This is a genomic window from Thermomicrobiales bacterium, assembly GCA_041390825.1.
Classification (GTDB): Bacteria; Chloroflexota; Chloroflexia; order Thermomicrobiales; family UBA6265; genus JAMLHN01.
Genome location: JAWKPF010000021.1, coordinates 47,933 through 68,761, shown reverse-complemented (window position 1 = coordinate 68,761; position 20,829 = coordinate 47,933). Strand labels below are relative to the sequence as shown.

General features: G+C 62.2%; 24 protein-coding genes. 10 read left to right on the top strand and 14 right to left on the bottom strand.

All coding sequences use genetic code 11. The annotated features are described in order from the left end of the window. Positions 1 to 104: 104 nt before the first annotated feature. Complete coding sequence (locus R2855_12580; GenBank protein ID MEZ4531843.1) at positions 105 to 308, top strand: hypothetical protein; 204 nt, start codon at positions 105 to 107, stop codon at positions 306 to 308. A gap of 88 nt (positions 309 to 396) precedes the next feature. Continuing rightward, complete coding sequence (locus R2855_12575; protein ID MEZ4531842.1) at positions 397 to 741, top strand: Maf family protein; 345 nt, start codon at positions 397 to 399, stop codon at positions 739 to 741. 380 nt (positions 742 to 1,121) lie between these two features. On the opposite strand, the gene R2855_12570 is transcribed toward R2855_12575, so the two are convergent. Next, complete coding sequence (locus R2855_12570; GenBank protein MEZ4531841.1) at positions 1,122 to 1,328, bottom strand: hypothetical protein; 207 nt, start codon at positions 1,326 to 1,328, stop codon at positions 1,122 to 1,124. A 207-nt stretch (positions 1,329 to 1,535) separates the two neighbouring features. Here R2855_12570 and R2855_12565 point away from each other — a divergent pair, with 207 nt between their 5' ends. The 6 genes from R2855_12565 (at position 1,536) to R2855_12540 (ending at position 5,208) form a co-directional block, all read left to right on the top strand. Then, positions 1,536 to 1,811: a gamma-glutamyltransferase gene (locus R2855_12565; protein MEZ4531840.1), complete on the top strand. Its 276-nt coding sequence runs from the start codon at positions 1,536 to 1,538 to the stop codon at positions 1,809 to 1,811. Between the two features lie 34 nt (positions 1,812 to 1,845). Then, complete coding sequence (locus tag R2855_12560; GenBank protein ID MEZ4531839.1) at positions 1,846 to 2,004, top strand: hypothetical protein; 159 nt, start codon at positions 1,846 to 1,848, stop codon at positions 2,002 to 2,004. Positions 2,005 to 2,350: 346 nt separating this feature from the next. After that, positions 2,351 to 2,503 (top strand): hypothetical protein, encoded by a 153-nt coding sequence (locus tag R2855_12555; GenBank protein ID MEZ4531838.1) that lies wholly within the window; start codon positions 2,351 to 2,353, stop codon positions 2,501 to 2,503. A 1,522-nt stretch (positions 2,504 to 4,025) separates the two neighbouring features. Then, positions 4,026 to 4,157 carry a hypothetical protein gene (locus tag R2855_12550; GenBank protein MEZ4531837.1) on the top strand — a complete coding sequence of 44 codons (132 nt, stop codon included), beginning with the start codon at positions 4,026 to 4,028 and terminating at the stop codon, positions 4,155 to 4,157. 361 nt (positions 4,158 to 4,518) lie between these two features. Next, complete coding sequence (locus R2855_12545; GenBank protein MEZ4531836.1) at positions 4,519 to 4,695, top strand: hypothetical protein; 177 nt, start codon at positions 4,519 to 4,521, stop codon at positions 4,693 to 4,695. A gap of 60 nt (positions 4,696 to 4,755) precedes the next feature. Further along, the gene (locus R2855_12540; GenBank protein MEZ4531835.1) at positions 4,756 to 5,208 is read left to right on the top strand and encodes a Gfo/Idh/MocA family oxidoreductase; all 453 of its coding nucleotides are present in this window, start codon (positions 4,756 to 4,758) and stop codon (positions 5,206 to 5,208) included. 41 nt (positions 5,209 to 5,249) lie between these two features. On the opposite strand, the gene R2855_12535 is transcribed toward R2855_12540, so the two are convergent. Then, positions 5,250 to 5,513, bottom strand: a complete 264-nt coding sequence (locus tag R2855_12535; GenBank protein MEZ4531834.1) for a hypothetical protein — start codon at positions 5,511 to 5,513, stop codon at positions 5,250 to 5,252. 19 nt (positions 5,514 to 5,532) lie between these two features. Between R2855_12535 and R2855_12530 the strand changes: the two genes are divergently transcribed. Then, positions 5,533 to 5,673, top strand: a complete 141-nt coding sequence (locus R2855_12530) for a hypothetical protein (GenBank protein MEZ4531833.1) — start codon at positions 5,533 to 5,535, stop codon at positions 5,671 to 5,673. 21 nt (positions 5,674 to 5,694) lie between these two features. After that, positions 5,695 to 6,141 carry a fumarylacetoacetate hydrolase family protein gene (locus tag R2855_12525; protein MEZ4531832.1) on the top strand — a complete coding sequence of 149 codons (447 nt, stop codon included), beginning with the start codon at positions 5,695 to 5,697 and terminating at the stop codon, positions 6,139 to 6,141. A gap of 99 nt (positions 6,142 to 6,240) precedes the next feature. Here R2855_12525 and R2855_12520 read toward each other — a convergent pair whose 3' ends face one another. The 12 genes from R2855_12520 to R2855_12465 form a co-directional block, all read right to left on the bottom strand. Then, positions 6,241 to 7,188: an ABC transporter permease gene (locus R2855_12520; GenBank protein MEZ4531831.1), complete on the bottom strand. Its 948-nt coding sequence runs from the start codon at positions 7,186 to 7,188 to the stop codon at positions 6,241 to 6,243. Then, on the bottom strand, positions 7,181 to 8,137 hold the full coding sequence (locus R2855_12515) for an ABC transporter permease (GenBank protein MEZ4531830.1): 957 nt from the start codon (positions 8,135 to 8,137) through the stop codon (positions 7,181 to 7,183). The genes R2855_12520 and R2855_12515 overlap by 8 nt, the downstream gene beginning before the upstream one ends. 100 nt (positions 8,138 to 8,237) lie before the next feature. After that, positions 8,238 to 9,836: an ABC transporter substrate-binding protein gene (locus R2855_12510; protein MEZ4531829.1), complete on the bottom strand. Its 1,599-nt coding sequence runs from the start codon at positions 9,834 to 9,836 to the stop codon at positions 8,238 to 8,240. A gap of 290 nt (positions 9,837 to 10,126) precedes the next feature. Beyond that, entirely contained in the window at positions 10,127 to 11,365 is a 1,239-nt protein-coding gene (locus R2855_12505; GenBank protein ID MEZ4531828.1) for a DegT/DnrJ/EryC1/StrS family aminotransferase, read from the bottom strand. 22 nt (positions 11,366 to 11,387) lie between these two features. Continuing rightward, on the bottom strand, positions 11,388 to 12,485 hold the full coding sequence (locus R2855_12500; protein ID MEZ4531827.1) for a hypothetical protein: 1,098 nt from the start codon (positions 12,483 to 12,485) through the stop codon (positions 11,388 to 11,390). A 25-nt stretch (positions 12,486 to 12,510) separates the two neighbouring features. Beyond that, complete coding sequence (locus tag R2855_12495; GenBank protein MEZ4531826.1) at positions 12,511 to 13,404, bottom strand: Gfo/Idh/MocA family oxidoreductase; 894 nt, start codon at positions 13,402 to 13,404, stop codon at positions 12,511 to 12,513. Positions 13,405 to 13,574: 170 nt separating this feature from the next. Continuing rightward, positions 13,575 to 14,501 carry a dihydrodipicolinate synthase family protein gene (locus tag R2855_12490; protein MEZ4531825.1) on the bottom strand — a complete coding sequence of 309 codons (927 nt, stop codon included), beginning with the start codon at positions 14,499 to 14,501 and terminating at the stop codon, positions 13,575 to 13,577. Continuing rightward, positions 14,498 to 15,601 carry a Gfo/Idh/MocA family oxidoreductase gene (locus tag R2855_12485; protein MEZ4531824.1) on the bottom strand — a complete coding sequence of 368 codons (1,104 nt, stop codon included), beginning with the start codon at positions 15,599 to 15,601 and terminating at the stop codon, positions 14,498 to 14,500. The genes R2855_12490 and R2855_12485 overlap by 4 nt, the downstream gene beginning before the upstream one ends. Continuing rightward, complete coding sequence (locus R2855_12480; GenBank protein ID MEZ4531823.1) at positions 15,598 to 17,178, bottom strand: amidohydrolase family protein; 1,581 nt, start codon at positions 17,176 to 17,178, stop codon at positions 15,598 to 15,600. The genes R2855_12485 and R2855_12480 overlap by 4 nt, the downstream gene beginning before the upstream one ends. A gap of 21 nt (positions 17,179 to 17,199) precedes the next feature. Beyond that, entirely contained in the window at positions 17,200 to 18,093 is an 894-nt protein-coding gene (locus tag R2855_12475; GenBank protein MEZ4531822.1) for an ABC transporter permease, read from the bottom strand. Beyond that, entirely contained in the window at positions 18,090 to 19,046 is a 957-nt protein-coding gene (locus tag R2855_12470) for an ABC transporter permease (protein ID MEZ4531821.1), read from the bottom strand. The genes R2855_12475 and R2855_12470 overlap by 4 nt, the downstream gene beginning before the upstream one ends. Before the next feature lie 88 nt (positions 19,047 to 19,134). Continuing rightward, entirely contained in the window at positions 19,135 to 20,820 is a 1,686-nt protein-coding gene (locus R2855_12465; protein ID MEZ4531820.1) for an ABC transporter substrate-binding protein, read from the bottom strand. Positions 20,821 to 20,829: the final 9 nt, after the last annotated feature.

The following is a 20,829-nucleotide window of genomic DNA, read 5'->3' as shown; positions in this document are numbered from 1 at the left end:
CCGAGGATAACGGTATAGAAATCTCGGTGCATGGCGTCCGGATCGTAACTCCCGATTCGACTGTCGGTAAGTTTGCGCGAATCGTACATGGAAAGAGGGGAACGATGCCCGAATCCGCCCGTTGCCTGGTGCTTGCTTCTGGATCGCCGCGCAGGCTCGAACTGCTCGGGCAAGTTGTCGAACGGTTCGAGGTCATGGTCAGCGGTGCGGAAGAACTGATCGACACCTCGCAGCGCCTGCTGAAAATGTGCTCGCCATCGCTCGCGCCAAGGCCGATGCCGTGGCGCCAGGCACAGGCAGCTGTCTGATCCTGGCGGCGGATACCGATGTGGTGCTTGACGGCGACATCTTGAGGAAACCGCGCGACGCCGGGGACGCGGCGCATATGTTCACCGGCTGCGTGGGCGATCGCACGAGGTCTACACCGCGGTCGTGGTCCTCGATCCGCTGACCGGCGAGTCGTGGGACGAGGTTGTGCGCAGCGAGGTGCGCATCCGGGATCTGGGCGACGATGAAATCGAGGCATATGTCGCCACCGGTGAGCCGCTCGACAAGGCTGGCGGATATGCCATTCAGGGCGAAGCCGCAACTATGGTGGAAGGGATCGTTGGGTGCTACAGCAACGTGGTTGGCCTCCCGATCTGCGCGTCGGTGCGGCTCCTCGAGTTGGCGGAGGTTTTCGACCCAGAGCAGATGCCGTTTGTCTCAGCCCATACGCCGGGCAATGCGGCCCACCCCTGACCAGATGCGCCATTGGAAGGCGAGGATGTTTTCTGTCTGGGTGCCGCGGAGCGGCAGTTGTTGTTGGGATAGGTATAGACATCTGTCTGAATGCTATATCCTCGCGATCGCTTCATTTCCGAGCAATTCCTTTCCGCCAGCGCGCTACTCCAGAGCTGCAACGAGTTTGGTGTCTTTGGCTTCTCGAACTCCGTCCGAAAGAAGTACGCGACCGATTGCGTGACCAGGTCGACCAGCACGTCATCCGCGATCCCGGTCTTGTCCGGCGCCTCGATACAGCTCTTGCCGATCTTCATCCGCCAAGACGGTCCTCGAATGTCTCCGCCAGATATCCCTGCCCACTGGCAGCGTTGGTATAGATCGCGACATACCGCTTTCGGCTACTGACTCCGATCATGAAGAATTCGCCCGTGCTCGGACGCATCTGTAGGCCAGTGGTAGTGCCCATAGCCAATGACACCGCCCGAGTACTCCCAGGAGGCGAATCGGAAGTCCAGGAGCCGCCGTCTCGATGACGTCCATGTAATTGCCGGATCCTCATTCGCCGGGTTCTTCAGTGAAGCCAGATAGCGATCGATATCGGTCATGGTGAGTCCCTTCCGCGCGCTCAGAGATGGAACGATTCTATCGCTCCCAGCAAGATGTCTGACAACCGCGATAGACCCCGAGCGGATGCTGTCCGACTGTGACAAAATGCCGGGCAACGCGAACAGTGATTTCAACGGGGAGCAGCTTTCGCATGGCGTGGCCGAACAGGGGAGTGGCGCATCGACCGGTGGCAATGGGAACCAGGGGTGCGGTCGCTTCTGCTGCCCGCTGGCCTCTTTACCGGAATGGAGATTCTGAAATCCGGCGGTAACGCGGTCGATGCGGCACTTGCCACCGCGGCTGCGCTGAATGTGGTCGAACCGTACATGTCCGGTATCGGCGGCAGCGGCTACATGCTCGTCTATTCCGCCGGGGAACGACGTTTGCGTGTGCTCGATTACGTTGGGCCTGCCTCACGAAATGCGTCGCTGTCGGCGTTCGAAACCGAACGAAAAAGAACCATGGCCCCAAGTCCCCGTTGATCCCGAGCGCCGCGGCGAGGATGGTTGACGGCGCATGCGGAGTACGGTTCCGCTTCCCCTCGATACGCTCTTCGCACCAGCGATCGGCTACGCGACCCAGGGCGTGCCGCTGACAGTCAAGAACGCCTACTTCTACGACATGGTCTACCGGGCCGGCAACCTGACCGGACCAGGCGGTTTCATGCCCGGATAGCCGCCCCGCCGTTCGCCGGAGATCATCCGTCAGCCCAAACTGGCGGCCACCTACGCACGGGTCGCGCGCGGGCGGAATCGTTCTACCGTGGCGCTCTGGCGAAAGAGATCGTCGAGTCGATTCCAGGCCCAGGGTGGCATCATCGATACAGCGGCCTCGCCAACTACGAGCCGGCGTGGAAGGAGCCGATTGGCGTCGACTACCGCGGCTATTCCATCAGCTGCCCGCCGCCCCACTGCAGCGGTTGGCAGTATCTGCAGGCGTTCAAGATGCTCGTGGCCTTCGACCTTGCAGAAACGGGGCGAACTCGCTCGAGACCCTGCACACCCTGGCCGAGGTCTTCAAGGTGGCAGTCGCCGACCGCATCGCCTACACGACCAATCCCGCCATCGATCTCGACGTTCTGCTCTCCGATGCGTACACGTCGAACGGCGCGCGCTGGTCGACGCCAACTCCAGTAGCGTCGAGGGTGAACGCTATGGAGGGAAGCGTCCAGTAAGCTCCATCGAACCCGGCGATCAGAGACAGGTGCTAAGGGAATGCACGACGCATTTCGATGTGGTCGACGCCGAGGGCAACGCGGTTGCCGTCACCCAATCCTTGGCGATGGCTTCGGAAGCGGGGTCATGGCCGGTGAAACAGGTCATGATGCTCAACAACTTTGGCTACTGGTTCGATTTTGATGCGAGGACAGCCCCAACGTCATCGGTCCAAATCAGGAACATCAGGAGATGTGCATGGCTCCAGCTATCTTCCGTGACGACAAGCTCTTCATGGTCATCGGCACGCCTGGGTCGTTCGGCATTTTGCAGACGACGCCGCAGATGATCAGCAATGTGATCGACCATGGGTATTCGATACAGGCCGCGATCGAGGCGCCACGCATCAAAGCCACGATTGGCACTCGACTACAGATCGAGACACGCATCCCGGAAGCAGTGCGCGACGGCTTGACCGTATTGGGCCACGTTCTCGAGCCGCTGGGTGATTGGTCGCCGCTCGTCCGGAGGAGGCCAGGGCATCATGATCGACCCGGATACCGGCGCCTATTGCGGTGGCGGCGACCCTCGACGCGATGGCTACGCGCTCGCCTGGTAAGGAAGTCAACTCGTCGATGAAGCACTACTACGTCACCGCTCCAGGAACGATCGGGTGCCTGGAGGAAGCCATTCCAGAACCAGGGCCCGGCGAGGTGCAACTGAAGGTCACGCACTGCCATCAGCCCAGGCAGCAACGTCTACATCTATCAGACGGGCTCATACTCTGGAACTGGCGATCCGATCCCGCGCAGGAATGCATGTGGGAAGCGCTGGGCGCGGGCGTCATCACCAGGCTCGGAGATGGAGTCGAGGGTTTGGACGTCGGCGACCGCGTTGCGGAGCCACGGCTTGGGACACCAGGAATATGTGCGGTTGCTCCGGCACGCAAAGTGCACCGCATCCCCGATGCCGTCTCGTCGGAAGCCGCGAGCGCGTCGTACTTGGCCGGTTGGGCGGTGAGTTGCTCTACCTGGGACGCGGAGCAGAGGCTGGAGCGATGGTGGCGTCGCTGGCCTCGGTCTCGTCGGCGCCTCGACAGCGCTGGTGGCGGACATGATGGGGGCCCGCGTTATCGGCATCGATGTAGTCGCCTGAGCGAGTCGCGTTTGGCAGAACACTGGCTTGACCGCCGTCGTGCAGGGTGGAACCAAGACTGCTGGGTAGGCCAGGAAATCGAGCACGCCGCTGGCGCACGCGGTGGTCGACCTTGTGATGGAGACGAGCGGCGTTTGGCCGGGTTTCGAGCAAGCATTCTCTAAGGAGCGAGTATTCCCGCACGCCCTCATGGGCATCTTACCGGCGCCCGCCTACTGCGGAGTACGCGCTCGCTGCACAAAATGCTCTACGCCTTCCCCAGCAAACTGCACTACAAGAAGATCGAGGTCGTCGGTTGTGGCTACGATCCGGAAGAGACGCTTCCCGATTCGCCGTTCACCTTCGACCGGGAGGGCAATTTCCGCTATCTCCTCGAACAGGCGGGACGTGGGCAAGATCGACCTGAACAAGCTCGTCACGCACCGGTTCCAACCGGACGAGGCTGCAGCCGTGCTGGAACGATTCGCGCAAGGGGATCGGTCCGTGGTTGGCGGTTTTCGAATGGAGGCGGTAGGGTGACAAGCAAGGTGTCGCGGTCGTCGGACTCGACCACCACCACACGACGGGCTGGGTCGAGAGCTCCTTCTTCCCGGACGATCTCGAGATCGTTGCGATCTACGAGCCCGACCGGTTGCTGGAGGGGTTGGCGCCCTGCTATCACGATCCGCATCTCGCGCCGTCTCTGCACGAGCGGCACCGCGCCACCCTGTTCGATTGGACACGCTCGTCGAGCGTTTCGAGCCGGAAATTGCGCTGGTGACGCTTCCCAACCGTGACATGCCCGCTGCCATCGAGTCCTCCCTGGCGAATGCCGGTGTGCATATGCTGGTCGACAAAACCGGGCGCCGCGACACGGCGGGCCGCGAAGCGCGCATTCGGCGTGGCCGATGCGAACAAGGTCAAAGTCGCCACTGGATTGCTGCGTCGCTATGGGCGCGGCTGGCAGTATGCCCATCAGATGCTGGGAGGCCGTCCTGGGCGGCTGCTTTCCACCGAATCGGTCTTCAACACGTCGTCGCCATTCGTGCGCGATCCGGCAAATCAATTTCTCCCATGAGCCTGCAGGGTGGGGTTATCTCGATCTGGCTCGGTGTGCACGAGATCGACCAGCCGTTTCATGACCGGCGAGCGCATCGTCGAGGTCCAGGCGCTCGCTGGGCAAGTGAACGATGCCGGTATCGATGTCGAAGACGTACTGTCGCTCGCGTTTCGCTACGAATCGGGCGCCACTGGCGCCATGCATTGCGCGTTCGTTCTGCCGCGCACGATGTCGGCCGGCTACTTCGCCATCCGCGGCGAGCACGGATCGTTGACGGTGAACTTCGACGGTTCGGTGAGCTCGTTCGGCGCGGGCAATCGTGACGATCCTGTACGGGAAGAGACGCCCGTACAGCACAGCCGCATTGCCCGGCTATGGCAGCATGGCACCGGCAGTCATTCGCGATCTGCTCGCCTCGATCGACGAGAACCGCAACCTCTGGCGAACGGCGACGCCCTTGTCGCCGCGCTCGGCGTCATCGACGCCGCCTACGAATCCGCGCGCACCGGAACACGTGTCACTGTCGATTAGTCGTAATACACACTGAGGAGGAGTCGAGTGAAATTCGTTAGCTATTCCAGAAACGGTGGGAGATCCGCGCGGGTGTCTCGGTCGACGGGAAGATCGTCGATCTTGCTGACGGCGCCGTACATCGGCGCGTCACTGCCGTCGAACGTGGTCGAGACCGCCATGGCATGCCGGGAATGACGACCGCTGGCGATGTCGCAGATGCCGCCGCAGTCGGTTCGATTCCCACCATTGCCGAGAGCGACGTAACGCTCGAGGCCGCGATCCAGAACCCGCCGACCATCTTTCTGCTGGCCGGCAACTACCAATCGCACATCATCGAAGGCGGTGGTTCTGGCGGTCGAGAAAAACAAGATCAATCCGCGTCCCTTCATCAAGCCGACTACGGCCATCATCGGCACCGGCGACCCGATCCTGATCCTGCCCGATTCGGAAACACTCGACTACGAGACGAGATCGCTGCTGTGATCGGCGCCGAGGGGCGTCAGCATTCCTGCTGCCGATGCCAACAACTACGTCGCCGGGTACACCGTCTTCAACGACGTCTCGGCTCGCTCGCTCAAGATCGCCGAAGGGCGCACCGAGCGCGCGGGAGACCTCTGGTTCGACTGGCTGCTCGGCAAGTGGTGCGATTCGTTTGCCGCCATCGGACCCTACCTGGTGACCAAGGACGAAGCCGGCGACCCGAGCACGCTCGAAATGGCGCTCACCGTCAACGGCGAGCTTCGCCAGCATTCCGACGCAGGCGAGATGATCTTCTCGATTCCCGAAGCCGTGGCGTTCCTGTCGCGTTTCGTCACCCTGCGTCCCGGCGATCTCATCTGCATGGGAACCCCGGGTGGCGTCGGCGCAGCCACCGAGACCTATCTCAAGTCCGGCGATGTTGTCGTCGCCAGGATCGACAAACTCGGCACACTGGAGAATAGGGTTCAGTAGCGTGCACGCGGCAGGCGGCAGGCAGCACGCAGATAGCGAGTAGTGCCCGATTGCATGCGGCATGCCAACTGCATGCCGCGTGCCGCATGCTGCCTGCTTTCAGGTTCTCGTTCTGGGGTCGAGGGCGTCGCGCAGGCCGTCGCCGATCAGGTTGACGGCCAGGACGGTCACCACGATCGCTACGCCGGGAGGAATCCAGAGCCACGGTTCCGATTCGAGCGTGTTGATGTTGCGGGCGACATTCAGCATGTTGCCCCAGCTCGACGTCGGTGGCTGGATGCCGACGCCCAGGAACGAGAGACCCGCCTCGAGCAGAATGGCCTGCGCCATTCCCAGTGTGATGTAGACGATGATCACATCCAGCACATTGGGGATGGCGTGAAATCCGACGATCCTTCGTGTCGGCACGCCAATCGATCGCGCGGCGGTGATGTATTCGGTTTCTCGCACGGAGAGAACCTTCGCGCGCACCAGGCGGCAAGGAATCATCCAGAAAAGCAGGCCAATCACCAGGATCGTGTTGACGAGTCCTGGACCAGCCGCGGCCGCCACCGCCACAAAGATGACTACGGGCGGGAAGGTCATCATGACATCGGTGAACCGCATGATGACCATGTCGGTCTTGCCGCCAAAGAACCCCGCGCACGCACCCAACACAATAGCGATCACCACCGAGATCAATACTGCCAGCACGCCGACCAGCAGCGAAATCCGTCCGGCGTACACCGTGCGGGTGTAGACATCGCGGCCTGTGCGGTCAGTGCCGAACCAGTGCTCCATCGAAGGGGTTTGCCCGCGCGCGCGCAAATCGATCTGGTTGGGGTCATATTGCGTCACAAGCGGCGCGAAAATCGCCATCAACGTAATGACGAGAAAAACGATGAGCCCCGTCATGGCGAGCTTGTGCCGCATGAAACGGCGCACCACTTCCCGGGTGGGGCTACGCACCACGTTTTCGGTTCCCAGCCCGTCGGGCGCCTGGCGGTCGAGCGGTGAAGGCTGAACGAGTTGGGATTCAGACGGGTCGAAGGTGTCGGCGTCAATCAAGGCGGATTCTCGGGTCGACGAGCGCATAGACGACATCGGTCGCCAGGTTGGCCAGCAGTGTCACGATTGCCAGAATGAAGGTAATTCCAAGAATGATCGGGTAGTCGCGCGCTTCGACACCGCTGAGGAGCAACCGGCCGACCCCGGGCCAACCGAAGATCGATTCGATGAAAATCGCCCCGCCGATCAATGCCGGCACACTGGCGCCGATCAGGGTCACGATTGGAAGCAACGCATTGCGAAAGGCATGCCGCGCGACCACCGCGCGATCACTCAAACCCTTGGCGCGCGCGGTGCGCACGTAGTCCTGACCAAGCACCTCGAGCATCGCCGAGCGCGTGTAGCGCATCGTCTGCGCGATGTAGTTGATGGCGATGATGCTGGCCGGCAAGATGAGATACGAAAGACGGTCCGAAACGGAAAATGGCTGCCCAGGCGTGGAGTAACCACCGGCGGGAAACCACCCGAGCTGAAGCGAAAAGAGATAAAGCGCCAACAGGCCGGTCAGGTAGACCGGCGTCGAGATCCCCAGAAACGCAAAGACGGTCAGCACCCCGTCGATCGCCGAATACTGGCGCACCGCCGCAACCACGCCAAAGATGACCCCGATCAGGGTGCCGATCGTGATTGCCGTTCCCATGAGCAACAAGGTGGCGCCGACCCGGTCCTTGATAGCGTCCACCACCGGCTCGTGCGTGCGGATACTCGTGCCGAGATTGCCTTGCAGCGTCTCCTTGAGCCAGTAGCCGTAGCGCGTCAGAAACGGCTGATCCAGACCAAGTTGCTTCCGCATGGCCTCCTTCTGCGCTTCCGGCAATGGAAAGTCCGGTGGAAGGTACGCGTTGAGCGGGTCACCCGGCGTGAGTTGCTGAAGCGCAAAGACAATGAGGGAGATTGCGAAGAGGATGGGGATGGCGATCAACAGCCGCCGCAGGATGTAGCGTCCCATCTCGTCCCTGCATGATCCTTTCCCAACGCTGGGAAGTGAGGCGAATCAGGCGGGGAGCCCAGAACTGGGCTCCCCGCGCAATCGAACCGTTGCCCGAAGGTCAGGCAGCAAGCGACCAGAGCTCAGCCTGGTCGTAGTAGCGTCCGCCGCCCGGAGCGGGCACCCAGACGAAGTTCTCCACGGTGTTGGAAACCCCGCCGAAGCGAGTTGGCACCCAAAGCGGAGCCCAGTAGACCTGCTCGTTCATGATCGTGCAGATCTGCTGGTAGATCTCGGCGCGAGCATCAGGGTCGACCGTGGAGCGGCCCTTGGCGAAGAGTTCGTCCAATTGGGCGTCCTTGATGCCGGAGCGATTGAGTACGTTTGGATTGGCTTCGATCGACTCGAAATGGGTCGACAGCACATCCGGGTCCGGACCGTTGGCGGCGCCTGCGAAAACGACGTCCCACTGTGCCGGGTCGGGTGAGACCTGGTTGTAGGTCGGAACGTCGACCGCGCGAATCTCGACCTGGACACCGACATCCGCCATGAACTGCTGAATGGTCACCAGCACATCCTGCGAAAGCTGATCAGCATAGTAGGTGAGGATTTCGACCGGCTGGCTGGCGTCGAATCCGGCGTCGCTAAGGAGCTGTTTCGCGGTGTCGACATTCTGCGCGTAGTCGTTCAGCCCATCCGGCACGTATTGCGGCAAGATGTAGGCGCAGTTGGCCATCGTCGCCTGGCCGCCGTAGAGCTGCTCGACGATGGTCGGGCGGTCGATGGCATACATGAACGCCTGGCGCACCCGCTGATCGGCAAAGCGCGGATCGGTGAGATCGAAGCCGAGGTAGTTGAGCACCTGCGACGGACCGGAGAGAACGGTGAAGCCCTCTTCGCCTTCGAGTCCCATTGCTTCGTCGAGCGTCATATAGGTGAACGCGATGTCACCCGCCTGAAGGGCAATGACGGCGCTCCCCGCTTCAGGGAAGAAGCGGTTGATGATGCCATCGAGCTTCGGGCGTCCTCGCCAGTAGTCATCGTACGCTTCGAGCTCGATGTACTGACCGGGCTCGTAGGTCTTCCACTTGAACGGGCCCGTCCCAATCGGGCTTTCCAGCCACCAGGTCGAGGTCGTCAGATCGGCCGGGGAAATGTCCGCAAGCGCATGCTGTGGAAGCATGACCAGGAAAGTGAACGCGTCGAGCAGGGTGCTGTTTCCGGTCTCGAGATTCAGGACGACCGTCAGGTCATCCGGTGTCTCGATCGAGGTGACGCCAGCGAACTTGGCGCCGATGTAACTGGCGCTGTCCGGGTTCGCGGCGGTCTCGATTGTGAACTTGACGTCTTCCGACGTGAACGGCTCGCCGTCGTGCCACGTCACGCCATCTCGGAGATGAATGGTGTACTGGGTGGCGTCCTCATTGATCTCCCAACTCTCGGCCAGTTCGCCCTGGATTGCCGAGAAGTCGGAGGAATAGAGCATCAGCTTCGAGAAGTACTTCTCGAACCAGGTGAAACCGGCGCCAGCCTGCAGCGGGTTCGCGCATTCAGGGCAGCCGCCTGGGCCGACATCGAACGCGCCAACGAGCACACCACCGCCACCTGCTTCGGGAGATGCATCCTGCGCGAGCGCAACTGAGGGGGCCACGAGCGCGGCCATCAACGCGAAGATACCGAGCCATTGCATCGGCCGTTGGAATCGGATCCGTGATCTCAATCCGTGCTCCTTCCTTGGAGTTCGCTCGCTGGGCTACACGTCACCGAGCGAAGCGGTACCGATTTACTCGAAGAGCCGTTCGGAAAGCTGTTGCCCTGGTCTGCGTGCGGGCGCTCCCTCCTTTCGCAAATCAGCAATGCCATCGAAGTGACGTTGCGGCCGCGGAATCTGGCGAGTCGATGGCCAGGGTCACGCGGTGCGCCGATAGTGAATGAACGTCAGACATCTTACCCCGGTCATGGACTGAATTTCAATCGCCCCGAAATCGTGTAACAGACTTTCGACAACGCTCACACACCAGTCGCGAACCGGGGGAGCACTTTCCGGATCGCGGCGGCAACATCGTCCGCGTCATCATCCGTCCATTGATCATCGACCGACAGCAGGATCAACTGCTCACGCCGTTTCTCGAAAACCGGGCAAAGCCCGGGCGCGTAGTCGAACGCCCGGTCGGAGTAGGGAGAATCGAATGGGAACCGAGAGCGACCGTAGGTGTTCGCATCTCGCAGCACAGGCCAGGTGTAGAGCGGAGTGACATACCTTGCCGAGAAGGGGATGCCCTCCGCCGCAAGCGCGCTCGACACTGCGCCGGGGTCGATGCCGTCGTCGACGAAGAGATGCAGGATCCAGTAGCTCGACCGCGCATTCGGCAATGATCCCGGGATTTCGATCCCCGGCACGCCAGCAATCCGTTCGTAGACCGACTCGACCGCCTTTCGGCGAGCTGCCACGTTGTCGTCCAGACGCCGCAACCCAACCAGCGCGACCGCGGCTTCCAACTCGTTCAAGCGATAGTTCTGCCCGAGGAAGAGGCTATAGCGCTCGTCCTCGTCTCGTGGCCAGGCTTTGTCGGCAAAGAGCCGCGCCCGGCGCGCCAGGGCTTCGTCATTGGTAATGACCATGCCACCTTCGCCGCAATTGAGGTGCTTTGTGTTGTTGAAGCTGAAGCAGCCGACCTGTCCAATCGTTCCAGCCAGGCGTCCGTCGATCTCCGCCAGCTGGGCTTGGGCGCAGTCTTCGATAACCGGAATACCGTGCCGGTCCCCAATCGCTTTCAGCGCGTCGATATCGGCCAACCCGCCGAAGAGATGCACAGCCAGGATCGCGCGTGTGCGCGAGGTGATCTTCGCTTCGACCGAGACCGGATCGAGACAGAGCGTTTCCGGATCGAGATCGGCAAAAACCGGGATCGCGTTCTGGAACAGGATGCCGAGGATCGTCCCGAAGTCGGTGCAGGGTGTTGTGATGATCTCGTCGCCAGGCTCTGGATCGATCATCGCAATAGCAGTGTGATCTGCCGCCGAGCCGGACGAGACCGCTATGGCGTGCTTCATTCCATAGCGCTCGGCGAATGCAAGTTCCAGCTCCTTCACTTTCGTTCCGCCATGCCGCCCGAGCTGTCCGGAACGGATCACCTCCGTCAAGGCGTCGATCTCGTCTTGTCCCATCAGCCGGTCGTGCCCTGGGAGCGGGGTCGAGCGAACTGGTGTGCCGCCGTCGACGGCCAGGATTTGCATTGAGTCGCCCATCTGCTCGCTTTCTCGCTTCGGTCTAGAGATCCATAGCAATGCGCGCCCAGCGCATGCCGATAACGTCGTCCGCACCCGCATACCAGGCAGCCAACAGGTCGCCGGTTGGCGTCACGACCGCGCGTGGATGTCCAAAGGGCCACGACATCATCGACTGCCAGAATTCCTCGAACGACCGCGCTTCGGTTCCGGATCGATTTTCAGGCTCATAGATCCGCACAGGCGGCGCCGCTTCCCAGGTCCGCCCAAAGTCGGAGCTGAGTCGAACGATGATCCCACCGGGCGGCGTGCGTTCGGTGTGGATCGCGGCCAGCCAGTCGCCTCCGAGCGCAACCGGCTGGCAGTGCTGTCCCGGCCACCCCGTTGCTGTTGGGGTCGTCCACGGCTGGTCGATCCCCGCGGACCAGGCAATGTGGTTCTCGATATCCGCTCCAAGCGCTCGATCGTGGGTCCAGAACATGGCAACCAGCTCGCCGGTTGCGGGATGAACGGCAATTCGTTGGTCCCAATAGAAGATGCGCTCATCGGGATCGGCCGCAACGATGCGTCGTTCGACCCAGGTGCGGCCATTGTCTCGGGAGAGTCGGAGCGACGCCGTGTGCGAGCCGGGCGCAGGATCGTCGTACGACTTCCAGGTTTCGTAGGGGAACGCCAGCACACCCGTTTCCGGTGAAAAGATCGGCCCGGTGCACGAGCATCCTGTTTCAGGGCCGAGGTCGAGCTCCCGCCAGCCGGTCCAGGTTGCGCCCCCGTCGGACGAGTCCGCGATCAGGTTGCGCATTGCGAGCACGCCGGCGGTTTCCGGATTGACGAACGATCGTGACGGATCAGATCGGTCCACCCACACGAACGATCCGGCCAAAATGCCGGGTGTCGGCTCGGCCAGATAGCCGGCGTACAGATCTCCCTCGATCCCGTCGAGCGTGTGCGTCAATCCCGGATGCACGACCTCCCAGTCGGAACCGTTGGCGCTTCCCATGATGCGCAGCCGTCCTCCGGGAATGTCGCGGCCGGGGGCCGCGCGGAACGAACATCGATACGAACCGTCGGTCAGGGCAACCAGGGACGTGAAGGCACACGACCGCCGTTCTGGCGGCGCCCCGTCCGCATCGTAGAGCACTCCTTGATCGACAATTCGCATGGTGCTAGCCGATGTCGACGCGATGGTTGCCGTTCGCTTGCGACTGCAGGATCCCCTCGATGATGGCCACGGCCTTGCGTGCCTCCCGCGGCGGCGACTGGGGTGTCTCTCCGCTTTCGAGGGCGTGGATCAGATCGACCACCGCCGCCTGCATGCCCACCATGGAGTAGCTCGGCAGTATCGGTGTCGTGGCGATGCCGTTTTCAGTGATCTCCCGCACCCACGCTTCTGTATCGCTCACGGTGATGATGCCGCTGGAGCCGATCAGCTCGACTTCGAGGATCGGCACAGCGGTTTTCATTCCACTCAGGAACGCGCGCACACCCGAGTCGTAGGCCCAGAACGCGTTGGCCGCTGGTTCGAGACTCGCGTCGCGGCCGCCGTCGCCGTGGTATCGGGTGCCGTAGTCGGCATGCGCCGGTTCGAGCTCGCCCACCACCCAGACCGGGTTGGCGTTTGCAAAGTAATTGATGATGTCTATCAGGTGACTGTCGTTGCGCCAGAGCATTGCCCGCTCGCCGCCGAACTTGCCAATGATGGTCACGAGGTCTCCAATACGGCCGTTTCGCAATGCCTCCCGGGAGGCAACCCAGGTCGGATTCCAGCGCCGGGTGTGATTGACATTGACGGGAATGCCCGCCGCTTCGACGGCCGCGATCATCTCGTCGACTTCGTCGGTATGTGTCGAGATCGGTTTTTCGCAGAAGATCGCCTTGACTCCCGCCTCGACCGCCGCTTTGAGCACCGGCCCATGCAAATTGTCCGGTGTGGCGATCGCCACCAGGTCCAGGGGAACGTCTTCCAGCATGGCACGGTAGTCGTCGAAGACGAGCAGGTCCGGGCCAGGTTCCACTCCAGCGCTCCAGAAAGCGGTCGCGCGCGGGTTGGCTGATGTCACATCCTGCGACGACCTGCAGTCCCGGAATGCGGGCCATGCCGCTGAGGTGCGTTCCGGGCTGCGCGTTGCCGAGCACGGGATGGGTTCCGGGCCCTGCCGGATCGTTGGTGATCCAGCTGAGACCCACGATTCCAACGCGATACGAGGTCATGCATGCTCCTTCGTGAGAGTTACGCGAATTGCGGATCGATCAGCTCTGGGAACTCGGCGCGCAACAGCGATTTCAGTTCATCGACATGCCGCTGCGTGCCGCTGTTGTACGGCGCTTTGATGGCGAGCGGCATATCCGGAAGAATGCCGGCCGCGGTCGCGATCTTGGCCAAAGCAGACGAGGAGTTGATGTCGGCGCACATGGGTAGCCAACGGCGAAAGAAGCGGCGGCAAGTCTTGGCGTGCTCGGCGGCGGATTCCCAATCACCGCGCTCGCAGGCAGCCATCATCGAGAGCGCGAACGCCGGCGAGGTGTTGGCAATGAACGAGTAGTAGCCGGGTGAGCCAAAGAGACCGCCCGTGACGATGTCGGAATCGACCATGAAATGCGCCATGCCTGGCGTCGCATCGATGATGTCCATCAGGAGCGAGATGTTGCCGCCAGTGTGCTTGCTGCCCGCCAGACCCGGCGCGAGCCGGTGCACACGTGCGAAATCGGCGCCGTTCATCATCCGGCCGCTGCGCATGATGTTGTAGTGAATGAGCAGCACCTCCGGCAGCGCATCGCCTACCGCGCCGTAGAAGCGATCGACCTCGTCGTCGTTCAGGGGGATCCACGACGGAAGTGTCACCTGGATGATGCCAACACCGTGCGCACGGGCCACACGGCCGCGCTCGACGACGCCATTGGTATGGGACCACCCACACCCGACCTGTACCGGCAATCCCACGTCGGCGGAGGTGGCGGCAAACGGAGCGACGAGCTGATCGAGCTCGGCCACTTCCATCACGTGCACTTCGCCATCGGTTCCCGTGGTATAGGCGCCATGCAACCCAGCGGCGGCGTATCGCTCGACGAGCTCTCGGACGATGCCGGCGTCGACCGTCCCATCGGATTGCCAGGGAGTCGGCATCGCCACCCAGACGCCATGGAGTGTTTCTCTCATGCTCCAATTCCCTCGCTTTGGAACCCGGTCACCAGGAAGACCGGCTGCCCGATTCGCGCGCTGGTGTATGCCGCATCGACCACACGAAGCGCATCCCGTGCGTTCTCCCCGGTTGCCAGCGGATCGCGGTCGTGTTCGACGGCATCGAGCAGGTCAGCCACGATCGAGGCTCCCGCCGCCCCGTAGCCGGGCAGGCGAACGACATCGCTCGTGCTGGTTTCGACGCGGAGCGGATCGCGCACCGATGCAGGACCAATCCACTCAATGGCGCCGGTCGCATCGATGCGCACGGATGACTTCGAACCTCGCAGCGCCACGTACCCGCTCCCCCCTACGCGAGGAAGCGCATAGGCAAAATGCATGGTTCCGATTGCGCCGCCCTCGAGCTGAAACTGAACCGAAATGGTGTCCTCCACATCGACCGCACGACTGCTCATCGTCGCCGACATGGCTTGTACCCGGACGATTGGTTCGCCTGACAACCACTGGATGAGGTCGATATCGTGAATGCCCAACCAGTGCAAGATGCCGCCGCCCATCATGTTTCGATCGAAGATCGGATTGTCCGGTCCTCTTAACGGCACCGATGAGGTGACGAACATCGCCTCGACACTGAGCAATAGCCCAAGTCGGCCCCGCGCTATCTCGGACGCGACCGATTGCCAGGCATGTCCGTAGCGCCGGGTGAACGCCACGGCCAGTTTCACCCCTGTGGTGCGCGCCGCGACACCACCGTTCGGCGCCAACGGCGTCGAGCGCCCCCGTTTGTCCACGATGACATGGCAGCCCGCGCGTGCCAATTCGATCACCACGTCTGGCGCAAGCCGGTTTGGCATCGTCACCAGGGCAAGATCAGGGCGTGCTTCCCGGATTAGCTCCGTCAGGTCGGATGAGAAGGGCGCGCGCTGAAACCATTCGGGAAACGCCTGCGGCAGATTGGGGTCGACGAAGGACGGGCGATCGAGCGTGGCACGTCGGGGATCTGGGTCGTAACGCGCCACAACATCGATCTTGTCGGCGAACAGCCCGAGAGTCTCCACCCAACCGGTGACGTGATAGTGGTCGAGTCCGGCGACGATCGCGCGGTACCGAGTGCTCATTGCGATATCGTCGCGTCCTGGCGACGGAGCACCTTGCCCGGCATGGCGCCGGTCGGCACGTTCTGCCGAACGACGGTTTCTCCTCCCACGATGACCCGTTCGATGCCAACCGGGCTTTCGAGCGGCTTCTCCCAGGTGTTGCCTTCAGCAATATGGGTGGCATCGAAGAGCACCAGATCGGCGGCATAGCCTTCGCGGATAAATCCTCGATCGGGTATCCGGAACCGCATGGCCGGGAAGCCGGACATTTTCCAGACGGCTTCTTCCAGCGAAACGACGCCGAAGTCGCGCACGCCCATGCGAATGGCGCGCGCAAAGCACCCATTCGATCGAGGGTGGCTGAACGTGCCGTGGTAAATGCCGTCGCTTGCGACCATCATCGCCGGATGCTGGAACGTCTCACGGGCGATGACGTCGGCCACATCTTGCCCCCAGGGACGGTGATAGATCATCAGAGCATACGGATGCTCGGCGATGAGCATTTTCATCGCTGCTTCGCCAATCGAGAGCCCCTGCTCCTCGGCCACGTCCGCCAGTGTGCGGCCGATGTATCGACCGCTCTGGTTGGCGGCAATCGTGAGGCGGGCTGTGCGTCCTTCGCTGATGGTCAACGAGTCTTGCAGGAACTGCGTGAGTTCGGCTCGAGTTCTTGGATCCTCGAGCCGCCTCATGACACCGTCGGTACCGCCAGCCTGGGCCCAGGTGGGCAACGTCATTGCCAAGTGCGTGCAGCCAGCCGGGTACATGTAGGACTCGAAGGTCAGATCGACCGTTCCGTCTGCTTCCTGCAGGAGGGGGCGGGTAATGTCATCCACCGACTCATGCGAGATGTGCACCGGGATGCCGGCCTCTCGCGAAATGTCGAAGGTCTCACGCCAGGCTGCCTCCCGCCCCAGGATGTGGTAACGGATGTGCGCCGCGTAGATCGCTCCCGCCTCGGCGGCCACTTTCGAGAGCTCGATGAGCTCGTGTGTGTCTGCGAACGCAGTCGGCTGATAATCGAGACCAGTGTTGAACGCCACCGCGCCGGCATCGAGCCATTCCCGCGTGAGCTCTCGCATCACGTCGAGTTCATGCTCGGTGGCTGGGCGGTCGTCCCAGCCCATGGCCGCCAGGCGAATGGGCAGATGCGGCACTTCTGGCACGACATTCACCGGCGTAAGGTCTGGGAAGATCGCGAGATAGTCTTCCGCTCTGGGCCACGGGCCGCCCAGGTCCGCGTCGCCGGTAGCGAACCGGGTGTAGTCCCACATTTGCCGGAAGAGCTCGCCGTCGAGATGTGCCCAACCGAAACCGTCCGGCGCAAGCAGTTGCGTCGTCACCCCCTGACGCACGGAGCCATACCGATTGGGCGTCGGCGGCGAGATGAGCGCTACCTCGGAATGCACGTGAACATCGATGAAGCCAGGCGCCAACGTGAGCCCTGTGGAATCGATCTCGTCCGCGCCGGACTGGTCGCGCAGGTCTCCGATCGAAACGATGCGGCCGGCATCGATCGCGAGATCGGCCACGAAGAGGGGAGTGGTCCCTGATCCATCGACGATCGTTGCATTGCGGATTACGGTGTCGAACGCCACGCCGGCTAACTCCTTCTGAACCTAGAGATGTGGATCGAGGGCGTCTCGCAAACCATCGCCCAGGAAATTGATGCTCAAGACGGTCAGGGCGATCGCCAACCCGGGTCCGATCCAGACCCATGGCTCGTTGACGAGCACCTGCAGCGACTGCGCGGCGTTGAGCATGTTGCCCCACGACGGGGTCGGCGGCTGGATGCCCAGCCCCAGAAAGGAAAGCGCCGCTTCCGAGAGCATGGCATTCGCAACTCCCAGGGTGCTCGCCACCACGATGGGGACGAAGCTGTTCGGAAGTACATGCCGGGAGAGCATCCGCCCGGTGCGCACACCGGTCGAGTTCGCGGCTTCGATGAACGGCTGGTTCATGACCGAGAGCACTTGACCGCGAACAAGACGGGCAACCCCCATCCAGCTGAAGAAGCCCAGGATGAGCACCACGTTCTTGGCGCTGGGTCCGAGCATCGATACCAGCACGATCAGCAAGACGAAGAGCGGAAAGGCCATGAAGATGTCGGTGATGCGCATGATGATGGTGTCGACCCAGCCGCCACGGAAACCGGCAGCCAGTCCAAGCACCGTCCCCAGCGAGGAACTGATTGCCACCGCCGCCAGCGCTACCGCGATCGACACGCGCCCACCAACGAAGACCCGCGTCAGGGTGTCGCGCCCGAGTTTGTCCGTTCCAAGCGGATGCTCGAGGCTCGGCTTCTGGTTGGAATCGACCAGGTTCATGGCGTAGGGATCGTAGGGAGAGACGTACGGTGTCAACAGCGCTGCGAGGCCCATAAATGCGAGAAACACCAGGCTGACGACGGCCACCTTGTGCCGTGCGAAGCGCTTCCAAAAACCGGGACGAGTTTTGATCTCGTCCAGCGCGTGCGGCTGCGGCCCAAAGGTGGCGAGTGCGGCGCTGCTCATCCGATGCGAATCCGGGGATCGACGATCGAATAGGCGATATCCGCGATGAAGCTGCTGATGACCACCAGGATAGTGACCGCCATTGTGAGGGCGAGAATCACCGGATAGTCCTTCTGGTTGGCGGCGTTCAGCGTCATCAATCCCAGTCCGGGCCACTGGAACACGGTCTCGATGATGATCGCTCCGCTCAGCAGATACGGAAGTCGAAAGGCGATCACGGTGATGATCGGAATGAGCGCGTTCTTGAGGCCATGGCGCACGATCACCGCCCATTCGCGCAACCCCTTGGCGCGGGCAGTGCGCATGTAGTCGGCGCGCATGACCTCGACCAGGCTGGCGCGGGTGTAGCGTGTCAGCGCCGCCGCCAGTTCGAGGCCGAGCACCGCCGCCGGCAGGATCAAATGATGGACACGGTCGAGCACGGGATTCTCGGGATTGGGCGAGGAAGCGCCAAAGACCGGGAACCAGTTGAGCTGCACCGCGAAGACGTAGATCATCAACAGACTCAGGAAGAAACCGGGGATGGACAACCAGAAGAAAGAAAAGAAAGTCGCCAGATAGTCGATGATCGAATATTGCTTGACAGCCGAGACGATGCCGGTCGAGATGCCGACGATGATCGAGAAGATCATGGCCGTTCCCACCAGCAGCAGGGTGTTCGGCAGGCGAGTCATGATCATGTCGGTGACAGGTTTGCGCGACGTCAGCGAATAGCCGAAATCCCCCTGCACCGCGCGTTCGAGCCATTGCACGTACCGCAACGGCGCGGGATCGTTGAGCCCCAGCCGTTCGCGCATCGCCTCTTTGGCTTCCGGGGTGGAAAGCGACTCGGGCGGCATCAGCGCGTCCACGGCATCTCCTGGCGCCATCTCTACGAAGACGAACACCAGCACGCTCACCCCGAGCAGAATCGTCAGAGCGTGAAAGAGCCGGTGAAGAACGTAGTGGGCCACAGAGTCCGATCTCGTTCAGAGCGTTTGGAGATGAACTGGAGTGAGAAGCCGGGAGCGTGGAGAGCGCTCCCGGCGATGACAGGGTCGACTATTCGACGACGGTCCAGCTCTGGGCGTTGTTCAGCCACATGATGTGACCGGGACCCCAGACCGAATTCTCGAGCTTGGCGGTGTTCACGGCCACCAGATTCTGGCGATCGAACAACCAAACCGAGGGAGCCTCTTCGTTGAGGATCTTGATGGCGGCCTGGTAGTGCGTGGCCTGCTCGTCCTGGTCATAGGTCAGCAGGGCCGCGTCCATTTCGGCGTTGAACTCGGCGCTCTCCCAACCATAGGTGACATAACCCGGAGGGCCCCAGACCGCGGTCAGGTTCGAAGGAGCGGGCTGCGCACCGAACGATCCGTAGGTCATGTCCCAGGTGTGGTCGGCAACTTCCTGCGTGCGCACACCGGAGCCGTCGTCGAACTTCAGCTCGGTGTTGATGCCCACGGCCTGCAGATACTGCTGGATTGCTTCCATCGCGGAGGCGGTGATTGGATCGGTGTAGTAGTACCAAAGCCCGAGGGTATGCTCGCCCGTCCAACCGGCTTCTTCCAGGAGCGCCTTCGCCTTCTCTGGATCGTAGTCGTACGGATTGGCATCGGCGGGTTGCGCCCACGTGACGTACGGGATCTCGGTCGAGACCGCCTGCACCTGTCCCTGGAAGATCGTCTCGGCGATCGTCTTCTTGTCGATGGCATAGGCCACCGCCTGGCGGACGCGCTTGTCCTGCAGGTACTCCTGGTAGGCATTGAAGAAGATCACGCCGACGCCAGCCGGGAAGCCAATCGACTCTGCGCCCTCGATTCCGCCAACCAGCTCGATATCGTTGATGGTCATCGGCGCCGCCAGGTTCGAACCCTGCTGGAAGGCCGCCAACGAGGTTTCGGCGCTTGAGAAGAAGAGCAGGTTCAGGTTCTTGACTGCCGGTGCGCCGAAGTGATACTGGTCGTGCGCAACCAGCTCGACGCGCTCGCCCTCGACCAGATTGACAAACTTGAACGGTCCCGCGCCGACGCGCTCGTTGGTCGTCCAGAACGGCAGTTCGGTGATCGTCGCGCGATCGGCGGTGCCCAGCACATGCTCCGGCATGATGCTGATGAACATGAAGCCCGGAAGCATGCCGGAGTCCGGCTGCACCAGATCGATCTGCACTGTGTAGTCATCCGGCGCTGTGACACCCGAAAGCGAGGTCGGGCCGGCAGTCGGCGTGGCCTGGGCATCGGCATACCCGACGACATTGCGGAACGCCGATCCCCAGCGCGAGGTTGTGGCCGGGTCGGTCAGCATATTGATCGTGAAGACCACGTCCTTCGCGGTCACCGGGGTGCCGTCGTGCCAGACTGCGTTCTGGCGGAGCTTGAAGGTCGCCGTCGTGTCGGAAATCTCCCAGGACTCGGCCAGATCGCCGACCATCTCCTGAAGATCCGAGGAGATCGTGACCAGCCGGGCATCGACCATGCGGTTGATCTCGAACTGAGAGCCGCCGTTGACGATGAAGCTGTACGCAATGGCTTCCGCATTCGGCTTGCCGCCGCCGCCCTGCGTGGCGCCCGCGTCGAAGCTCAATGTCATCGCATCCTGCGCGTTCGCGCCGCCCGCATTGACGAGCGCCATGCCGAACGGCAATCCCAGCCCCAGCGCGACCGATCCCTTCAGGATGTCGCGGCGGGAGAGCTCGCCCGACTTCGCTCCCGCGATCAGTGTGTCGATACCGAGTCGTTGTTCGTTCATCTGTACTCC